Annotated in this window: 16 protein-coding genes; 4 read left to right on the top strand and 12 right to left on the bottom strand. The window is 64.6% G+C overall.

Annotated elements, in window-relative coordinates:
• The 6 genes from EB230_RS27270 to EB230_RS27245 all read right to left on the bottom strand — a co-directional run bounded on the left by EB230_RS27270 (position 1) and on the right by EB230_RS27245 (position 6651).
• A complete protein-coding gene (locus EB230_RS27270) occupies positions 1-978 on the bottom strand; it encodes an ABC transporter ATP-binding protein (protein ID WP_172374284.1) in 978 nt (325 codons plus the stop codon).
• Positions 975-1958: an ABC transporter ATP-binding protein gene (locus EB230_RS27265; protein WP_056564687.1), complete on the bottom strand. Its 984-nt coding sequence runs from the start codon at positions 1956-1958 to the stop codon at positions 975-977. Before EB230_RS27265 ends, EB230_RS27270 begins: the two co-directional genes overlap by 4 nt.
• Positions 1955-2845, bottom strand: a complete 891-nt coding sequence (locus tag EB230_RS27260; protein ID WP_244493909.1) for an ABC transporter permease — start codon at positions 2843-2845, stop codon at positions 1955-1957. The genes EB230_RS27265 and EB230_RS27260 overlap by 4 nt, the downstream gene beginning before the upstream one ends.
• The gene (locus tag EB230_RS27255; protein WP_056564683.1) at positions 2823-3770 is read right to left on the bottom strand and encodes an ABC transporter permease; all 948 of its coding nucleotides are present in this window, start codon (positions 3768-3770) and stop codon (positions 2823-2825) included. The genes EB230_RS27260 and EB230_RS27255 overlap by 23 nt, the downstream gene beginning before the upstream one ends.
• Before the next feature lie 52 nt (positions 3771-3822).
• The gene (locus EB230_RS27250) at positions 3823-5382 is read right to left on the bottom strand and encodes an ABC transporter substrate-binding protein (protein WP_056564680.1); all 1560 of its coding nucleotides are present in this window, start codon (positions 5380-5382) and stop codon (positions 3823-3825) included.
• A gap of 276 nt (positions 5383-5658) precedes the next feature.
• Positions 5659-6651 carry a membrane dipeptidase gene (locus EB230_RS27245; protein WP_081294663.1) on the bottom strand — a complete coding sequence of 331 codons (993 nt, stop codon included), beginning with the start codon at positions 6649-6651 and terminating at the stop codon, positions 5659-5661.
• A 220-nt stretch (positions 6652-6871) separates the two neighbouring features.
• Here EB230_RS27245 and EB230_RS27240 point away from each other — a divergent pair, with 220 nt between their 5' ends.
• Complete coding sequence (locus tag EB230_RS27240; RefSeq protein ID WP_172374283.1) at positions 6872-8857, top strand: S9 family peptidase; 1986 nt, start codon at positions 6872-6874, stop codon at positions 8855-8857.
• A gap of 16 nt (positions 8858-8873) precedes the next feature.
• Positions 8874-10145 carry an FAD-binding oxidoreductase gene (locus EB230_RS27235; RefSeq protein WP_172374282.1) on the top strand — a complete coding sequence of 424 codons (1272 nt, stop codon included), beginning with the start codon at positions 8874-8876 and terminating at the stop codon, positions 10143-10145.
• 4 nt (positions 10146-10149) lie between these two features.
• On the opposite strand, the gene EB230_RS27230 is transcribed toward EB230_RS27235, so the two are convergent.
• Complete coding sequence (locus EB230_RS27230; protein WP_065004927.1) at positions 10150-11043, bottom strand: LysR family transcriptional regulator; 894 nt, start codon at positions 11041-11043, stop codon at positions 10150-10152.
• A 134-nt stretch (positions 11044-11177) separates the two neighbouring features.
• Here EB230_RS27230 and EB230_RS27225 point away from each other — a divergent pair, with 134 nt between their 5' ends.
• Complete coding sequence (locus EB230_RS27225) at positions 11178-12512, top strand: aromatic ring-hydroxylating dioxygenase subunit alpha (protein WP_172374281.1); 1335 nt, start codon at positions 11178-11180, stop codon at positions 12510-12512.
• A gap of 121 nt (positions 12513-12633) precedes the next feature.
• A complete protein-coding gene (locus EB230_RS27220; protein WP_172374280.1) occupies positions 12634-14280 on the top strand; it encodes an acetolactate synthase large subunit in 1647 nt (548 codons plus the stop codon).
• A 42-nt stretch (positions 14281-14322) separates the two neighbouring features.
• Here the strand turns inward: EB230_RS27220 and EB230_RS27215 are convergent, their stop codons facing one another.
• The 5 genes from EB230_RS27215 to urtB form a co-directional block, all read right to left on the bottom strand.
• Complete coding sequence (locus tag EB230_RS27215; RefSeq protein WP_172351599.1) at positions 14323-15492, bottom strand: substrate-binding protein; 1170 nt, start codon at positions 15490-15492, stop codon at positions 14323-14325.
• 81 nt (positions 15493-15573) lie between these two features.
• On the bottom strand, positions 15574-16275 hold the full coding sequence (locus EB230_RS27210; RefSeq protein ID WP_056564660.1) for an ABC transporter ATP-binding protein: 702 nt from the start codon (positions 16273-16275) through the stop codon (positions 15574-15576).
• A 2-nt stretch (positions 16276-16277) separates the two neighbouring features.
• The gene (locus EB230_RS27205) at positions 16278-16982 is read right to left on the bottom strand and encodes an ATP-binding cassette domain-containing protein (protein WP_172374279.1); all 705 of its coding nucleotides are present in this window, start codon (positions 16980-16982) and stop codon (positions 16278-16280) included.
• Complete coding sequence (locus EB230_RS27200) at positions 16979-17965, bottom strand: branched-chain amino acid ABC transporter permease (protein WP_172374278.1); 987 nt, start codon at positions 17963-17965, stop codon at positions 16979-16981. The genes EB230_RS27205 and EB230_RS27200 overlap by 4 nt, the downstream gene beginning before the upstream one ends.
• The gene (gene urtB, locus EB230_RS27195; protein ID WP_056565717.1) at positions 17962-18819 is read right to left on the bottom strand and encodes an urea ABC transporter permease subunit UrtB; all 858 of its coding nucleotides are present in this window, start codon (positions 18817-18819) and stop codon (positions 17962-17964) included. Before urtB ends, EB230_RS27200 begins: the two co-directional genes overlap by 4 nt.
• Between the last annotated feature and the right edge of the window lie 4 nt (positions 18820-18823).

The following is an 18823-nucleotide window of genomic DNA, read 5'->3' as shown; positions in this document are numbered from 1 at the left end:
TTATGTGTTCAGCGGGAAATGGCAGGTCAGACGGCTGTCGCCCACAGCGGCCGGGATAGGGGCATCGACCGCGCAACGGTCCCGTGCTTGCGGGCAGCGTGTATGGAATTCACAGCCCTTCGGCCGCGCCAGCAGCGACGGCACGTCCGCCGGCAGGGTGATGCGCTGGTGCATCCTGTCGGGATCGGGCTCCGGATTGGCCGATAGAAGTGCCGCTGTATAGGGATGGTGCGGCGCGCGGAAGATCGCTTCGGTCTCGCCCTGTTCGACGAAACGGCCCAGATACATCACCGCCATGCGGTCGGCGATCTGGCGCACGACATGCAGATTGTGGGTGATGATCAGCATCGACAGGCCCATGCGGTCGCGCAGATCGTTGAGCAGGTTCAGCACCTCGCCCTGTACGGAGACATCGAGGCCAGCCGTCGGTTCGTCGGCTACCACCAGCACGGGATCGAGCGCGATCGCCCGCGCGACGCCGACGCGGCGTGCCTGGCCGCCGGACAGCTGGTGCGGATAGCGGTCGGCGAACTCGCGCGGCAGCCCGACCAGCGTCAGAAGCCGCGTGACCTCGGCGTCGAGATCACGGTTGGAGAGCCCATGGATGACGAAGGGCTCCGACAGCAGCGACCGCACGCTGAGCCGTGGCGACAGCGACCCGATCGGATCCTGGAACATCATCGGCATGCGCCGCCGCACCGGCTTCATCGCGGCGTTGGAGAGACCCTGCAACTCCTGTCCTTCGAACAGGATCGTGCCCGATTTGACGGGCTGAAGACCATTGATCGTACGTGCGAGAGTGGTCTTGCCGGAGCCGGATTCGCCGACCAGCGCGAAAGTGGTGCCGCGCTGCAGGTTGAAGCTGACACCGGAGACCGCTTCGATCTCAGTGGCGCGGCCAGCCAGCCTGGCGGTCAGCCCGCCTACCCGGAACGAGACGCGTAGATCGCTGACGCGGAGCAGGTCATCGGAGCTCATGCGCTCATCACCCCCAGGGGAACGTCCGCGTGCCAGCAGCGGGCGATGTGGGATCCGCCAAGTGGAGCGTCGGGAGGCGTCGTCAGGCATTGCGCATCGGCGCGGTCGCAACGCGGCTGGAAGACGCAGCCGCTCGGCCGCCGGCGCAGGTCCGGCAAGGTTCCGGCGATGGTCGGCAGGCGGGCGACCCGTTGCGACAGCCGCGCCGGATCGCAGGCGAGCAGCTTTTGGGTATAGGGATGACGCGCATCATGAAAGATCTCGCGGGTCGTGCCGCTCTCCACCACTTCGCCGGCGTACATGACGATCATCTCGTCGCAGAGTTCGGCGATAACCCCCAGGTGATGCGAGATGAAAAGCACCGAGCAGCCGATCTCGCGCTGCAGGTCCTTGAGCAGCTCGATAGTGGCCACCTCCAGCGTCGCGTCGAGCGCGGTGGTCGGCTCGTCGGCAATCAGCAGCGCCGGTTCCATCATCAGCGCCATGGCGATGGCGATGCGCTGCTTCATGCCGCCGGAGAATTCGTGCGGAAACTGCGCCAGCCGGCTTTCCGGATCGGGAATGCGGACCTTGCGCAGCATGGCGACCGAGCGCGCGTCCTTGTCCCGTTTCGATAGGCCTGAGCGATACTGGATGTCACGCATCTGCCGTCCCACCGAAAGCACGGGATTGAGCGCGCCCATCGGATCCTGGAACACGGTGGCGATCCTGCGGCCACGCAGCCCGCGCATCGCGGTCGGGTCAAGCCGGGTGAGGTCATTGTCGCCTTCGAAGACGATCTCGCCCGACGAGATCTCGCCATTGTCGGCGAGCAGGCCGAGTATGGCGTTGATCAGCGTCGACTTCCCGCAGCCGGATTCGCCGACCACGCCGACGCTGCGGTTGGAGGGTACGGAAAAGCTGACGTCTTTCAGCGCCTCCAGCCGGCCGCTCTCGGTGTGGAAGGCAACGCTGAGATTCTTCACCGCGAGAACCGTCATGACCGCCCCTTCAGCCGGGGATCGAAGAGATCGCGTAAGGTCTCGCCGAAGAAGGTGAAGCCGAGCGTGGTCAGCACGATCGGCAGGCCGCCGGCGATTACGATCCAGTAGGAATCACGGATGTTGGCGAAGCCGTCATTGAGGATTGCGCCCCAGCTCGGCGTCGGCGGCCGCACGCCAAGCCCGAGGAAGCTCATGCCGGCCTCGATCGCCACCACCACGGGGATGTCCATCGACACCAGGATCAGGATCGGGCCGATGATGTTGGGCAAGATATGGACGCGCAGGATGCGGCCGGCGCTTGCGCCCATCGAGCGCGCCGCCATGACATGTTCGGCGGATTTGAGCACCAGCGTCTGGGTGCGGATGATGCGCGCATAGCCGGGCACGTTGACCAGCATCACCACCAGCACCACCGCATAGAGCGAGGGCCCGAACAGGGTGACCAGCGTCAGCGCCAGCATGACGGTCGGGAAACTCTTCACCGCGTCGAAGATGAGCAGCAGCACATTGTCGAGCCATCGCGGGCCATAGCCGGCGATCAGGCCCAGCACCACCCCGACAATCAGCGACACCAGGGTTGACCCCAGCGCGATCATCAGCGCGACGCGTCCGCCGTAGAGAACCCGGGTAAAAAGATCGCGGCCTAGATGGTCGGTGCCGAGCAGGTGCAGAAGGCTGGGCGAGGCGAAGCGCTCGGCTGGCGAAATCTTGCTCGGCGTATAGCTGGTCAGGACACTGGCGAATACAGCCGAAAGCACCACCACCGCAACCAGCGTCAGGCCGATGGCGCCGAGCGGCTCGCGCATGATGCGGCGCACGGTGCGCCACACGCCGCCGAGGCGGCTGCCGCGAAAGGACAGCTCAGTTGAAACTTGATCTGACACGGGGATCCAATAGGCCGACCAGTATGTCTGCCGCTACGTTGACGAGGACGAAGAAGACGGTGGTGACCAGCACGGCTCCGGAGACGATGGGGTAGTTGCGCACCGAAATCGCTTCATAGACCAGCTTGCCTATGCCGGGGCGGGCAAAGACGATTTCGGCGAAGACCGAAGACGACAGCATGTGGCCGATGCCGACGCCGAGCAGGGTGATGGTCGGCAGCACGGCGATGCGCAGCGCGTAGGTGTAGATGATGCGGTGTTCGGGCAGGCCGAAGGCGCGCGCCGTGCGGATATGGCTGGCCTCCAGCGTCTCCAGCATCGAGGCGCGCACCATGCGCGAGATATAGCCGATCCAGCCAAGGCCGACCGCCAATGACGGCAGGATGAGATGCTGAAGCTGGCTGGCGAGGTTTCCGGGGTCGCCGGCACCGATTGCCGGCAGCCATTGCAGGGCAACGGCAAAGACCAGTAGCGAATAGATGGCGACGACGAAGGACGGCACCGCGATCATCGCCACCGACAATACGCCGATCACCTGGTCGACGAAGCCGCCGCGCCGCACCGCCGCGATGCAGCCAAGCGGAATGCCGAGCGCCACCGACCAGGTGATGCCGCCGATGATGAGCGCCAGCGTGAACGGGAGTTGCTCCATCACCACGTTCAGCACCGGGCGGTCGGACAAGACTTCCGTGCCGAGGTCGCCATGCAAGGCTGATCCATAGAAGTTCACGAATTGCCGCCAGACGGGCTGATCCAGGCCCATGCGCTCGCGCAACGCCTCCTTCATCTCCGGCGTCGCGCGTGGTCCCAGCGCGACGGACGCCGGATCGCCGGGGATGAGGTAAACCATGGCGAACATCATCATCAGCGCGAAGCTGATGATGATGGCGCCCAGCCACAGACGCTTGAGAGCGTAGCGGATCATGTCATTACCCGTCGGAACGTCTCCGGCGGGGGCAGGCCCCCGCGGGTCGATGTCATGCCGGTTTGAAATCGGTGAACACCGGTTCACCGTTCGGCTTCAGGCCGGCCGCGACCGAGTCGCGATACATGACGCCGGTGACTTCGTGGGTGAGGAAGACGTAGTTGCCGTTCTCTTCCATCAGGTCCTGCAGCTTCTTGTAGATGACGTCGCGCTTGGCCGGGTCGAGTTCGACCATGCCCTCGGCATTGAGCTTGTCGAATTCCTCGCTGGAGAAACGCTCCCAGTTCCAGACGCCGATCTGGTCGCGTGTGAACCACGCGGTGGCCCAGCTTGGGTCCGGCTGCATGGAGAAGCGGCTGATGATCATCTGCAGCTTCTTCCAGTAGTCGCCTTCCTTGGCACCGAGCGTCCAGAAGGTGCCGCTGTCGTTCTGCTTGATCTCGACGTTGAGGCCGACATCCTGCAGGTTCGACTGCACGACCTGAGCGGCAGTCAGGCGCTCGGTCTTGTTGAGGATGTCGAGCGTGATCGTGGTGCCGGCGAGCCCCTCCTTGGCGATCATGTCGCGGGCGCGGTCCGGATCGTAGTCGAAAAGGTTCTTCTCGCGGTGGCCGGGCAGGCCGGGCGCGATGATGCCGGTCGCGGTGGCGGCTGCGCCGAAATAAGCCGCATCGACGACCGCCTTGCGGTCCACCGCATATTGCACCGCGCGGCGCATGTTCGGATTGTTGAACGGCGCGACATCCTGGTTCATGCCCAGCCAGACAAAGGCCAGCGACGGCTTCTCGACGACCTTGGTCTTCGGCGGCGGCGTCTGTTTCAGCCGCGAGATCGAGGAGACCGCGGTCCAGGTGTAATCGAGATCGCCGGCCTCGTAGCCGAGTTCGCCTGTCTTTTCGTCCTCGATCGGATGGATGTGGATTTCGGCAAAGCCGCCCGGCTCGTACTTCCAGTCAGGGTTGCGCACCAGCACCGTGCGCTGCTTGGGCAGCCATTCCTTCAGTATGTAGGGGCCCGACTGCGCAACCGGCTTGACGCCCAACTTGCCGCCGAGTTCGGTGATGGCTTTCTTCGACAGGATGGTCCCGGACGGCGTCGGCAAGGTGGATGTCCACAGCGGCGCGAAGGCCTGCTTGAGATGGATGATGCCCGAGAGCTTGTCCTTGACCTCGACCTCCTTGAGCGTCGCCCAGTCGCCGGCATAGGGGCTCTTGTTGGCCGGGTCGGCGATGCGCTCGATCGAGAATTTGACGTCTTCCGCCGTCATCTGACCATAGCCGTCGGTGAAGCCGATATTGTCGCGCAGTTTGAAGGCGACCGTCAGGGGGTCGAGTTGCGTGATCGTCTCCGCCGCCATTGGCCGCCAGCCCCAGCTCTCGCCAGGCGTGGTGACGACGAGGCCGGCGAAAATGACGCTGGTGATGTCGCCTTCGGGCGCGGCCAGCCGGAAGCAGGGGTCGAGCGTCTGGATGTCGGCGTATGAGCGCACCTTCAGGATCGGGCCATCGGCCGACCAGGAGATTTTTGGATTGACCATCGAGGCAAGACCAAAGGCTCCGGCTCCAGCCAGCAGGCCGCGTCGCGAAACCCTGGTGTCGGTCAAAATGGACATGCTCTACCCCTCTGCTGTTTTAATTGTCGTGCTTGATCTGCTGGCTTTTTCGAACCGCGCCGAATTTATTGGTCAGCTAAAACTGCTAGGGATAGACATGTATGTCTAGCGAAATTTGCTGGCATGTTCAGATCTTGGATATGGCGCGTCTTGCGCAAAATTCCGATATCCGATCCGCCCTGCCGGCACTCCGGGCGGGGCGAATGCGGTCGGCCCCTGGCAAGCTGGCCCGCCGGTCGGCGGAAGCAAGAGCTGAAGCGCAGCCCGTGTTCTCGACTACTTCCAGATCTCGCTCGCGAGCCGCATGAAATTGCCGCCCATGATGTCGCGCACCGCATGCTCCGATTGGCCACGGCGCAGCAGCACCTCGGCCAGTTCGCGCATCTGGCCAGGGGCCGAGTAGGTCGTGGCACCTTCGGGATATTCGTTCTTGGGCCAGAATTGCGGGTTGTCGGAGATGATGCGGTCGATACCCTTGACGTCGACCGGGAAGGCGTAGTCCAGCCCTATGCCGACATGGCGCGGGCCGATCAGATCGACGAGATATTCGATGTGGTCGGCCAGCCTCTCCGAATCCGTCCGGCCTTCGCCGAGGAAACGATTGAGCCCGACGATCGCGACAATGCCGCCGGTGCGTGCGCAGGCCTTGATCTGATCGTCGGTGATGTTGCGGCCGTGACCGCAAAGCGCCTTGGGGTTGGAGTGCGAGAAGATGACCGGCCGGTTGGAATACTCCATGACCTCCATTGAAGTGCGGTAGCCGGTATGGGTGACGTCGACAAACATGCCGAGACGGTTCATCTCGTCGATGACCTCGCGGCCGAACGCTGTCAGGCCGGTCTCGACGTCGTGGCAGCCGCCGCCGGCAAGATTGTTCCTGTTGTACGCAAACAGGATCTGGCGCACGCCGAGCTGGTGGTAGAACTCCACCATCTCGATGCGGCCGTCGAGCGCGTTCATGCCCTCTATGTCGAACGTGATCGCGAGTTTGCCCTCGGCCTTGGCCTTGCGGATTTCCGCGACCGAGGAGACGAGGGTGTAATGCTGGGAATTGGAAAGGATCCAGTGGCGGAAATTCGCCAGCGTCCTGACGGTCTGCTCCCAGGGCAACAGATCGAAGCCGACGTCGATCGACAGATAGTCGATGCCGGCATCGCGCCAGATCTGCAGATTGTTCAGGTCCGCCGCCGGATCCGGCATGAAGCCGGAATGCGCGTCCCAAATGATTTCACTGTCAAAAATTGCCCGGGCGGCATTCGAAACGGTCACTTTTTCCTCGCTCTCTCGGCAGTACCAACATCTCGGAACGCCGGATCAATCAGCGTTCCGGTCGCATGATCCAGATGCAGCGCCTATCAACTATCAGGCCACAGACACATGTGTCTAGACAGCTCCGATTGAGCCTGTATGGTCGCCGTCGTTGCCATCAGGTCAGTGCGGCGCGGCTCCGCGCGGTGGTGTCCGCAGCGCATGATTATGAGGGTATCCGATGCAACGGGATTTTCGCTCCTCGGCGGAATTCGAAGCCGTCCATGGCTTCTACAGCGATCTTCTTGGCGCCCCCGGCCACGTCTTCGGCGGCCGCTCGCTGTGCGGCCATCATGGCGCGGGACAACTCCATTTCATCGGCCAGAGTTTCGAAGGAACGATCGAGGATGGACCCGCGAGCAGGCTCTACCAGGTCGCACGCGGTGGCGGTCCGCTCAAACGTCTGAGCGAAAGGGAAGCGCGGCAGATCCGTTTGTCGCCTGACGGGGCGCGGCTGGCATTCGCCTGCCAGGGTGACGGTCCCGCGACGGACCTGATCGAGATATGGTCCGACAGTGTCGTTGTCGCGAGCGCCGCCTTGCAAGGGCGCATCGAACAGCTCGACTGGTCGCCGGACGGCAAGAAACTTCTTCTGGTGGTTGCCGGAACCGCGGCCGACCTTGCCGGTATCCACGGCGGCTATGCCCAGAAACAACAGGCGGAAGCCGTTGCCTGGCTGCCCGAGGTTCGGCTGGGCGAGGGCGAGGACCTTTGGCGCCGCATATGGATCTGGGATATCGAGGGTGCCGCCCGCCCGCTCACCGCCCCGCCGCTGAACGTCTGGGAAGCGAGCTGGTCCGGCAACGGCAGTATTGTTGCCCTGGTCAGCGACGATCACAGCGAGGGCAGCTGGTACAGGGCGCATCTGGCGCTGGTCGATGCCGGCTCGGGCTCCGCGCGGACGATCCACACGCCAAAGGACCAGATCGGCTGCGTCAGGGGCGGTCCGGGCGGCGACAAGGTCGCCTTCGTCCAGGCATTCTGCAGCGATCGCGGGCTGGTCGCGGGTCTGCTTTCCATTCTCGATCTGAAAACCGGTGCGGTTGTAATTGCCGACACGCCGGGCATCGATGTGACATCGGTCGAATGGCGTTCGGCAACGGTCATCCATTTTGCCGGTGCTGGTGGCCCAGAAACCGTGAGCGGCGATTTCTCGCTCGACCGTGCGGTCGCGACGCAACATTGGGCGTCGCGCGAACTCACCCATGGCGAGTGGGTGCCCGCGTCTCACCCGATCGGGGACAGGGGCTCGCTGTTCATCGCCGAATCCTGGTCGCGCGCGCCGTTCCTGGCCGAAGAGACGGATGGCTCCATTGTTGAACTGGCCTCGCTGGCCGCGCCCGGTGCCGCCAAGGCGATGGCCGCCTGCGGTATGGTCGAGCCCTTCGAATGGCCGGCGCCGGACGGGCTGACGATCCAGGGCTGGCTGGTGCGGCCGTCTGGCGCGACGGCCCCGACGCCGCTCCTGGTGGACGTTCATGGCGGGCCGGTTTCGGCGCACCGCAACCGCTGGCTTGGCCGCTCGCGGGCCGGCGCCATTCTTGCCAGCCGTGGCTGGATGGTCCTGTTCCCGAATCCGCGTGGCAGCACCGGGCGCGGCGACGACTTTGCCCGTGCCGTCAAGGGCGACATGGGCGGCGCCGACGCACAGGACATCATCAGCGGGGTAGACGCGCTGGTCGCGCGCGGGCTGGTCGATGCCGCGCGCGTCGCCGTCACCGGCACCAGCTATGGCGGCTTCATGTCAGCCTGGCTGCCCTCGCAGAGCGACCGCTTCGCCGCGGCGGTGCCGATCTCTCCGGTTGGTGACTGGTATAGCCAGCACCGCACATCGCAAATCCCTGAATTTGACGAGATCATGCTGACGACGTCGCCGTGGCAACCCGGCGGCGAGTATTTTTCGCGGAGCCCCGCGTTCCACAGGCAGAAGAAGATCGTGCCGTCGCTGATCATGGCCGGCGCCATCGACAAGAGCACACCGCCGGGACAGGCCGAGGAATGCCATTTCGCGGCCCTGAGGTCCGGAGCGCCGAGCGCTCTCGTCATCTATCCGAAGGCTGGGCACAGCCTGCGCGGTTACCCCGAATACATCGACAGCGCCGCGCGCATCCTGTGGTGGCTGGAAAGACATATCGGCCCCGCCGGGGCGGGACCGGGCTATCAGTGAAGGGAGAACAGAAGAGATGAGCACAAACGGCAACCACACCGGAGGCGGCAACCGGCATATCGCCGTGATCGGCGGTGGCATCATCGGCTGCAGCGCGGCCGTGCATCTGCTGCGGTCCGGCGTGCGCCGGGTGACCATCATCGATGCGGGTCAGCCGGGCGCGGCGACCACCGGCGCCGGTGCGGGGTTCGTCTCCCACTGGTCCGCGGGCATGATCCCGCTCGGCGAGGAAGGCTTTCAGCTGCAGCAGTATGGGCTCGATTTCTATCGCCGGCTGCACGAGGTCGGCGTCGAGATCGGCTACCGGCCGAACGGCACCTTGATCATGGCGCTGACCGAGGATGGACGCGAGCGCTTCGTGCGTCCGGTGCTGGACTCTCCCTACGCGCCGCCGGAAATGCAGGATCTGAACGCCGCGCGGATCGGCCAGAAGATGCAAGGCCTGATCGATCCGGCGCGCGTGCACTCGGCGGCTTACAACCCGCACGGCATCCAGCTGGATACCAGCCTGGCGATGAAGGTGCTCACCGGCCAGATCGGCGAGCTTGGCGGTGTCTTCCGCAACGGGACGCGCGTCACCGCCATCCAGGATGCGGGTGACCGGGTGACGATCGAAACCGACCAGGGCAGCATTGAGGCCGATGGCGCGATCGTTGCCGCCGGCGCCTGGAACAACCAGGTGATCGCGGGCCTTGGCTGGCAGCTGCCGCTGCTGCGGGTCGTCGCGACGCGCATCGTCACCGACAACAGGGGGTTGCCGTCAACGATCCCGACAGTCCAGTGCCGCGAGTTGCGGCTGTGGCTGCGCGAAACATTCGGCGCTGTCATGTGGGGCACCGGGCGGCACTATCAACCTCTCTACAAAACGGCCGACAGCGACATCGAACCCGGTCAGCCGCACAATCTGGAACTGATGCAGGCGACATCCGAGCAAGAGCTTGCGGAATTGCAGACGATTTTCCCGCCGCTGCGCGGTTCGAAGATCGCGAGTTGGGCGCAAGGCGTGCCGTGCTACACACCTGACAACAGCCTCGTGGTCGGTAAGGTCCCGGGCAGCGACAACGTCGTGATCGCCGGCGGCGACAATGAGAGCGGTGTCACCCATGGCCCGGGCCTTGGCCGGCTCGCCTGCGAACTCGCCCTCGGTCAGGCCCCGTTCGTCTCGCCCGGACGCTTCCGTGTCGACCGTTACGCTTCCGATGCCTTCAAGTCCGAAGCCGAGGTCGAGGCCGCCATGCCGGCCTGGGGCGCGCGCCACGACGCCTCAAGGTTTGGCCGCGAAGCCTGATCCCTCAGCTGGTGCCGACGCTGCCAAGCAGCGCATGCGCCACCGACCTGACCAGCGGACCGGCATTCTTCCGCGTCACGATGTGGAAGGAGCCGGCGTGGCGACGCGAGGCCTTGGTCAAACGAATGAGCTGGCCGCGGCGAAGCTGTTCATCGGCGAAGCCGGCCCAGGCCAGCGCCGCGCCGCGCCCGGCGATGGTCTCGTGTATCATCGACATATAGCTCGTGAACCTGGGCCCCTCGAGCTTGCGGTCGGTTCCGATCCACGATTGCCAGCTGTCGATCGCCCTGGGCGGCGTCGCCTGATGCAGCAGCGGCACGTCAAGGAAAGTCTGCGGCTCTTCCGTCGCAAGCGCCGGATGCCGGGCCAGGAAAGCTGGCGCGCAGACGGGATACCATTCTCCGTCGAACAGCTTTTCGGTAACAAGATCAGGCCATTGTTCGGGCTCGCCGAAGCGGATCGACAGTGCCACTTCAGGCTGGTCGAAATCCCTGTAGTCGTTGGATGTCTGCAGCAGCACCCGGCCTTCGGCGACAAGCGAAGTGATCAGGCCGAAGCGGGGCATCAGCCACGCTTGCGCCAGGTCATGGCTGCAGCCGACGACGAATGTGTCGCTGTCGTGCTCGGTCAGCTCCTCCACCGCTTGCCTGATGGTCGTCAGCCCTTCGCGGATCGCTTCGGCCAGCGCCATGCCGGCTCCGGTGATGGCGACGCGGTTGCCCTGACGCGTGAACAATTCGACCGAAAGTTGCCTCTCGAGATTGGCGACGTGGCGGCTGACCGCGGATTGCGCGATGTTGAGTTCCTGCGCGGCGGGTGTCAGCCCGCCATGCCGCGCGGCCGCCTCGAAGGCGACCATGGCGTTCAGAAGCGGAAGTGACGTCTTGAGGGTCTTCACGATTCGAGCCCGGTTCTGCCTTCATGCCTTTTCGATATGAAGGTCTACCATTTCTGTATTTGCCGCAACCGTTTTGGCATCGCAAACTCTATCGAAACATCATCCTAACGCCAGCGTGCAGAAAGGTGTTCGCCGTGCAGGCCAACACACCGAACAGCCAGCTCATCGATCGAAACGAGATTGTCCGCCTGATTGACCGGCAGCGTCAGGATTGGTCGCTGGAACAGGCTTTCTATACAGACCCGGCCATCTTCGCGCTGGAGCGGGATCTGTGGTTCCCGCGCCAATGGGTGCTTGTCGCCCATGCCAGCGAAGTGCTCGAGAAAGGGCGCTACATCGTGCGTCAGTTGTTCGACGAGGAGATCATCGTTGTGCGCTTCGGTGACGGCGAGGCGGACATCGCGGCCTACTACAACGTCTGCACCCATCGCGGCTCGCGGCTCTGCACCAAGGATGGCCGCGGCAAGCTTCTGGTCTGTCCCTATCACGCCTGGTCGTTCAGGCTGACCGGCGAACTGCAGTCGCGGCAGGATCTTCCGCCAAGCGTGGACCCGGAAGCGCTCGGACTGCATCGCGTGCCCTCGAAATGTTTCGGCGGCCTGGTGTTCTGTGGCCTGGACGCCAATTCCTTGCCCGATATCGAGCCTGTCGCGGCGGGGCTGACGGATGGGTTGCGCGAAAACGGCCTCGACCAGGCGCGCATTGTCGCCCGCAAGAACTACCTGACCAAGGCGAACTGGAAGCTGGTGCTCGAGAACTTCCTCGAATGCTACCATTGCCGGCCGGCGCATCCCGAATATTACCGCGTCAACGGCCATGTCAAAGTCACCGCGACCCGCGATGCCGACAAGGCGGTCGAATGGCAGAATGAAATCGAGGCGTGGCACAGCGTCATCGGCGATGCCGAATTCCACAAGGGCGCATGGCAGCCGGGCGACCTCGACACCATGCCGTTCGCCATGCACCGCAAGCCGATCGGCTCGGGCCGCAACACCTTGTCCAACACGGGCGAGGGGGTCTCGTGCCTGATGGGCGGCCGCAGCGCCTATGATGGCGGCGAAAGCGGCTTCCGCCTCGGGCGGCTGTCCTTCGCCAGCGCTGCCAACGACTATGTCACCCTGTTCCAGATGATACCGCGCAATGCCATGGAGACCGACGTCATCCTGACTTGGCTCGTCGACAAGGACGCCGATCAGGACGTCGATGCCGACGCCATCAGCTGGATGTGGGACGTGACCACGGTACAGGACAAGAAGATCACCGAGGACAATGCCGACGGCATCCTGTCGCGCGCCTATAGGCCTGGCCCTTATACGCCGCTGGAAAGCCAGACCTCCTTCTTCGTGCAGACCTATCTGTCGGAACTGCGCTCGCTGATCACCGGCACGCGCGGCGCACCAGCCAGCCAATGGTCCGCGCCGGCGCAGCTCTTTGCATCGCCCAAGGCGGCCTGCTCGACGCGCCTTTGACCCGCGAGACGTGGATTCGGGTCTCTTCTGCAAAATGAGTGCGCGCTTCAGGTCTTTGAGGCGGCGTTCCGGTGCCATATGAAGGTGGCTGACGGAATGTGCGCACTGCAGGAGACGGTTGATGACCAAGGGTTCGGATCTGTTCGTGGCGGCCCTCGAAAACGAAGGAGTCGAGCGGATTTTCGGCATTCCCGGCGAGGAGAACCTGGATATCGTCGAATCCATTCGTCGCTCTTCGATCCAGCTGATCCTGACCCGCCACGAGCAGGCGGCGGCCTTCATGGCTGCTACCTACGGCAGGCTCACCGGCAAGCCGGGTGTGTGCATCACCACGTTGGGCCCCGGCGCGCTCAACCTGACGACCGGCGCGGCCTATGCGCTGCTCGGCGCGATGCCGATGATCATGATCACCGGCCAGAAGGGCATCCTGTCATCGCGGCAGGCGCGCTTCCAGATCGTCGATATCGTCGCGGCGATGAAGCCGCTGACCAAGCTGTCGCGCCAGATCGTCTCGCCCAAGATGATCCCTTCGCTGGTGCGTGAGGCCTTCCGCGTCGCGCAGGAGGAGCGCCCGGGTCCGGTGCATCTGGAATTGCCGGAAGACATAGCGGCGGCCCAGTGCGATCCGGTCGCGCTGGTGCCGACGCATCCGGTCGACCTGCCCATCGCCGGCGCGGACGCGCTGGATCGGGCTGCCCGGATGATCATGGAGGCGAAGCGCCCGCTGTTGATGTTCGGCGCGGCGGCGTCGCGCCCGCGCGTGACCCCGGATATCGCTCAGTTCGTGCTGCGCACACAGATACCCTATTTCACCACACAGATGGGCAAGGGCACCGTGCCTGGCGGCACCGAACTCTACATGGGGACGGCGGCGCTCTCGGAGCGCGACTATGTGCACGAGGCCATAGAACAGGCCGATCTGATCATCACCATCGGCCACGATACGGTCGAGAAACCGCCCTTCATCATGGGCACCAACGGGCCGAAGGTGATCCATGTCGGCTATCACTCAGCCGATGTCGAGCAGGTGTATTTCCCACAGGCCGAGATCGTCGGCGACCTTGGCCCCTCGCTGGCGCTGCTGGCCGACCGCGTCGAAGGCAGGATCCCCAATGCGCAGGCCTTGCTGCCGCTGCGTGAAGGCATCTTGAGCCGCATAGCCGCGCGCGCCACCGAAGACCGCTTCACGCCGCAGCGCATCGTGCATGACGTGCGCGCCGTGATGCCGGCGGACGGGATCCTCGCCCTCGACAACGGCATGTACAAGATCTGGTTCGCGCGCAATTACCGCACGCGCATGGCAAACACGCTGCTGCTCGACAATGCGCTGGCCACCATGGGCGCCGGCTTGCCGTCGGCGATGATGGCGGCACTGCTCTATCCCCAACGCCGCGTCATGGCCATTTGCGGCGACGGCGGCTTCATGATGAACAGCCAGGAACTGGAGACCGCCGTCCGGCTCAAGCTGAACCTTGTCGTCCTGCTGCTCGAAGACCATGCCTATGGCATGATCCGATGGAAGCAGGCGGTCGACGAGTTCCCGGATTTCGGCATGACCTTCGGCAACCCCGATTTCGTTAAATACGCCGAGGCCTATGGCGCCAGGGGAACCAGGGTCGGCGAGATCGCCCAATTGCGGCCGGCGCTGGAACAGGCCTTCGCGGGCGGCGGCGTGCATCTCGTCGTCGTGCCCATCGACTATTCCGAAAATACCAGGGTGCTTGTCGACGAACTGCGCGAGCGGCTGCCGGCGCCACAGAAGCCCTGACGGCGGCGGCAACGCCGCCATCAGGATTGGTCGGGCGAGGGCCTACACCTTGCAGTAGGGCGTGACCGGCGCGATGGTGCCGAAATCCTTGACGATCTCGTAGCTGATGCCGTCGGCCGCAGCCTTGCCGACATAGGAATGGCAGAGCGTGTGGTTGTTGGAGGCATCGACGCGGATCTTGCCTTGCGGTGCGTCGAACTCGATGGTCGGCAGCGCCTTGAGCACATCGTCGTCCTTCAGCGATCCGGCCTTCTCGGCGGCCAGCGCATAGAGATGCAGGCCATTGTAGCCGGCCTCGCCGATGCCGTTGACCATCTTTTCCTGGCCGAATTTTTCGCGGAAGCTCGAGATGAATTTCTTGTTCACCGGATTGTCGAGCGCCATCCAGTAAGGCTGCGGCGCATAGGTGCCGGCGGCGACGCCGGGCGGCAGCGCGTCCTTGTTGAAGACCTCGTCGAGCGGCGCGATCAGCGGCTGCTTGATGTCGAAGCTGCGATACTGCTTGAGCTGGGTGACAGCGTCGTTGCCGACCACCATCGACCAGACGACATCGGGCTTCAGAGACTTGATCTTCTGGAAGGCCGGGCCGAAATCCGTGGTGCCGAACGGATAGTAATCGGCGCCGATGATCTTGCCGCCGGCCTTCTCGTAGGCAGCCGTGATCGCCTCGGTCATCTTCTGCGGCCAGGCATAGTCCGAGGCCATGATGTAGATCGTCTTGCCGAGGTTCTCGGCCACCCACGGCATCATCGGGTCGACCTGCTGCATCGGGATCGGGCCGGTGGCGACGAAATAGCGGTTGCACTCGCCGCCCTCGAAATTGGTCGGGTAGAAGAACAGCTTCTTGGCCTTCGACGTCACCGACAGCGTCGCACTGCGTTCGGGCGAGATGATCGTGCCCATGATCACGTCAACCTTGTCCTCGTTGAGGAGCTTGCGTGCCTTGTCGATGGCACCCTTGGTGGTGGTCTGGTTGTCCTCGATGAAAAGCTCGACCTGGCGGCCGCCAATGCCGTTGGCGGCGTTGAGTTCGGCGGCGGCGAGCTTGTAGCAATTGAGCAGCGTCTCGCCGAGGATCGCCTGCAGGCCGGTGATCGGGATCGACAGGCCGACCTTGACGGTGTCGGCGGCGCGCAGGATCGATGGCGCGCCGACCATGGCGAAGGCGGCGGCAGCGCCGCCGGATTTCAGGATAGTTCTTCTGCTTATCATTTTTGTGTTCCCTTCCAGTCCAGGCGCGCCCCATGCACGCCTTACAAAGCCAACAGGTCCCAGGCGCGCTTCAGTGGCGCCTCATAGGGCCAACAAATCCTTCAGCAGGCTCTCGTCGGCGAACGCCTCCGGCGTGCCTTCATGCACGATCCTGCCCTTCTCCATCACCAGGCAGCGGTCCGCCGCCTTGAGAACGAGATCGAGATTCTGCTCGACCAGAACGATCGCGATGCCGCGCTCGCGGGCGATCCGCGGCACCAGTTCGGCGATCGACTGCACGATGTTCGGCTGGATGCCTTCCGAGGGCTCGTCGAGCAGCAGCACCGACGGCAGGCCGCACAGCGCGCGGCCGATCGCCAGCATCTGCTGCTGGCCGCCCGAGAGCGTGCCCGCGATCTGTGCCTCGCGTTCGCGCAGGATCGGAAAATAGCCGAAGATGTCGGCCGCGATGCCGCCGTCGCCGCGATCACGGGCGGCACGCGTACCAACTTCCAGGTTTTGCCGCACGGTGAGTTGGTTGAAGATGCCCCGGCCTTGCGGCACATGCGCGATGCCCGCCCGCGCGCGGCGGAAGGCCGCTGCATTGGTGAGATCCTGGTCGCCGAGAACCACGGCGCCGCCACTGGCCCTCAAAGCGCCGGCGATGACGCGCAGCAGCGTCGTCTTGCCGGCACCATTGCGGCCGAGCAGGCCGACGACTTCGCCCGGCGCCACGCTGAGGTCGATGCCGTTCAGCACCGGGAGCGGGCCGTAGCCGGCCGAGACGGCAAATGTCCGCAACATGGTCAGCGCCTCCCCAGATAGACGTCGCGGACCATTTCGTCGGCCTCGATGTCGTGGAAAGGACCGCTGCGCAGCCGGCGCCCCTGGTGCAGCACCAGCGTCTCGCAGTTCAGCGCCCGCACGAAGCGTATGTCGTGCTCGACGGCGACAATCGAGAACTCGCCCTTGAGCCGCAGCAGCATCTGCGCGGTCGCCATCGTTTCCTGCGGCGTCATTCCGGCCGTCGGCTCGTCGAGCAGCAGCAGCCGTGGTTCGATCGCCAGCGCCATGCCGATCTCCAGCCATTGCTTCTGGCCATGCGCCAGTTCGCCGGCCAGCGTGGCGGCTCGATTGGTGAGCGCCACCAGCTCCAGCAATTCGCCGACCGGGCGAAGCGGCGAGGGCGCACCCCACCGTGCCACCTTCAGATTGTCTTCGACCGAGAGGTTCGGAAAGACCGACGGGATCTGGAATTTTCGCGCGATCCCGAGCCGGGCGATGCGGTGCAGCGGCAGGCCGGCAATGTCGTGGCCGAGGAGGCGCACGCTGCCGCTGGACGGGCGAAGCGTGCCGGTCAGCACGTTGAGGAAGGTGCTCTTGCCGGCGCCGTTCGGCCCGATGATGCAGCAGAGTTCCTTGTCGCGCACCGTCAGGTTCAACCCTTCCAGCGCCTGGAGGCCGCCGAAGCGGATGCCGACATTCTCGGCTTGAAGCAGCACGTCGCTCATTGCGCCTGCCTCCTGCCTTTGAACAGGCTCTTCAGCCGTGCGTAGATCGACAGGATGCCGTCCGGCAGCACGAAGACGATGATGACGAAGACGCAGCCGAGCAGCAGCGGCCACAGGCTCGGATTGAAGCTGCTGATTGTCTGCTGCGCGCGCTGGATGGCGATGGCGCCCAGCACCGGGCCGAGCAGCGTACCGCGCCCGCCGACCGCCACCCAGACGATGACTTCGGTCGACAGAAGCAGGCCGGACAGGTCGGGGGCCACCAGCCCGGCCATGCAGACATAAAGCGCGCCGGCAAGCCCGGCCATCGCGGCCGACAGGACGAAGGTGAGGAGCAACCGTAGGGGCGCGTTGTGTCCGAGCGCGGCAGCCCGGACCTCATTGTCCTGGATGGCGGTCAGCACCGTGCCCCAGCGGCCACGGCTGATCGACCACAGCGCCAGCACGACCACCGCGACGATGCATGCAACAAAGATGTAGCTGGGCAAGTCCTGGCTGAGATCGACATGCATCCCGCCAAGATCGAATTCGATCGGCGGGATGCCGATCAAGCCGCTGTCGCCGCCGGTGACCGAGCTCCAGGAGATCGCGGCCTGCTGACAGATGACGCCCATGGCGAGCGTGACGATGGTGAAATAGCTGCCGCGGATGCCGCCAAAGAACAGGAAGTAGCCGATGACGGCGGCCACGAAGGCGGCACCGGCCACCGCGCTCATGATGCCGAGCAGGCTGCCGAAGGGGATGGCGTCATTGAGCGTGATGAGCGCCATGATGTAGCCGCCGATGCCGAAGAAGGCGGCGTGGCCGAAGCACAGGATGCCCGTGCGGCCCCAGAAGAAGTCAAGGCTGGCGGCAAACAGGCCGAAGATCAGCGCATCGCGGATCACCGTCAGCTGATAGCCGTCGGCGAAGAAGGGATAGACGATGGCGAGTACGGCGCAGACGGCGAAGATCAGCAGCCAGTTACGGTCCCGGGCGATCATCGTGATGCCCCGTTGAACAGGCCGTTCGGCCGTAGACGGACAGCTACGATGGCCGCCAGCAGCACGATCGCCTGCGCCAGCGACGGCGAGATCTGGTAGTTGAGCACGCTGGTCAGGCCGCCGACGAAGACGCTGCCGGCGACGAGGCCGCCGATCGAGCCGACGCCGCCGACAATGACGACGAAGAAGGCATTGGCGAGATAGTTGACGCCCATCTGCGGCAGCACGATCGCCAGCGGCGCGACCAGCCCACCGGCGAGCCCGGCGATGGCCGCGCCGAAGGTGAAGGCGATGGCGTAGGTGCGCCGCGTGTTGATGCCGACGCCCTCGGCCATTTCGCGGTTCTGGATGACGGTGCGGATGTCGAGGCCGAACGATGTCCGGCTGATCAGCAGCACGACGCCGAGCAGGGTCAGCATGGCGATGGCGATCAGGATCAGCCGGTAGGCGGGATAGACGGTGAAGAAGAGGTCGAACGTGCCCTCGATCGGCGGCGTCACCGGCTTGGCGCCGAGACCGAAGGTCAGTTCCAGCCCTTGCTGCAGGATCAGGCTGACGCCCCAAGTGGCAAGCACGGTCGAGACCGGCCGCGAATAGAGATGGCGGATGATGGCGAATTCCAGGAGGCAGCCGACCACCGCGCCGGCGATGGGGGCGGCGGCCAGCCCCAGCCAGAAGGAGCCGCCGATGCTCTGGACGAAATAGACCGCGAAGGCGCCGACCGTGACGAACTCGCCATGCGCCAGATTGGTCACGTTCATCAGGCCGAAGCTGATCGCCAGCCCGAGCCCGACCAGCATCAGGATACTGATCAGCGTCAGCGCGTTGAGGAGCGTGGTAACCAGAAAATCCATCGCG

The organism is Mesorhizobium sp. NZP2234, from assembly GCF_013170765.1.
In the GTDB taxonomy this organism is placed as follows: domain Bacteria; phylum Pseudomonadota; class Alphaproteobacteria; order Rhizobiales; family Rhizobiaceae; genus Mesorhizobium; species Mesorhizobium loti_D.
This window is presented reverse-complemented; position numbering and strand designations above follow the sequence as displayed.

Bases quoted from the DNA above. Each gene is read 5' to 3' on its own strand.
- EB230_RS27270 (WP_172374284.1), bottom strand. From the start codon at position 978: ATGAGCTCCGATGACCTGCTCCGCGTCAGCGATCTACGCGTCTCGTTC.
- EB230_RS27265 (WP_056564687.1), bottom strand. From the start codon at position 1,958: ATGACGGTTCTCGCGGTGAAGAATCTCAGCGTTGCCTTCCACACCGAG.
- EB230_RS27255 (WP_056564683.1), bottom strand. From the start codon at position 3,770: ATGATCCGCTACGCTCTCAAGCGTCTGTGGCTGGGCGCCATCATCATC.
- EB230_RS27250 (WP_056564680.1), bottom strand. From the start codon at position 5,382: ATGTCCATTTTGACCGACACCAGGGTTTCGCGACGCGGCCTGCTGGCT.
- EB230_RS27240 (WP_172374283.1), top strand. From the start codon at position 6,872: ATGCAACGGGATTTTCGCTCCTCGGCGGAATTCGAAGCCGTCCATGGC.
- EB230_RS27235 (WP_172374282.1), top strand. From the start codon at position 8,874: ATGAGCACAAACGGCAACCACACCGGAGGCGGCAACCGGCATATCGCC.
- EB230_RS27220 (WP_172374280.1), top strand. From the start codon at position 12,634: ATGACCAAGGGTTCGGATCTGTTCGTGGCGGCCCTCGAAAACGAAGGA.
- EB230_RS27215 (WP_172351599.1), bottom strand. From the start codon at position 15,492: ATGATAAGCAGAAGAACTATCCTGAAATCCGGCGGCGCTGCCGCCGCC.
- EB230_RS27210 (WP_056564660.1), bottom strand. From the start codon at position 16,275: ATGTTGCGGACATTTGCCGTCTCGGCCGGCTACGGCCCGCTCCCGGTG.
- EB230_RS27205 (WP_172374279.1), bottom strand. From the start codon at position 16,982: ATGAGCGACGTGCTGCTTCAAGCCGAGAATGTCGGCATCCGCTTCGGC.
- EB230_RS27200 (WP_172374278.1), bottom strand. From the start codon at position 17,965: ATGATCGCCCGGGACCGTAACTGGCTGCTGATCTTCGCCGTCTGCGCC.
- urtB (WP_056565717.1), bottom strand. From the start codon at position 18,819: ATGGATTTTCTGGTTACCACGCTCCTCAACGCGCTGACGCTGATCAGT.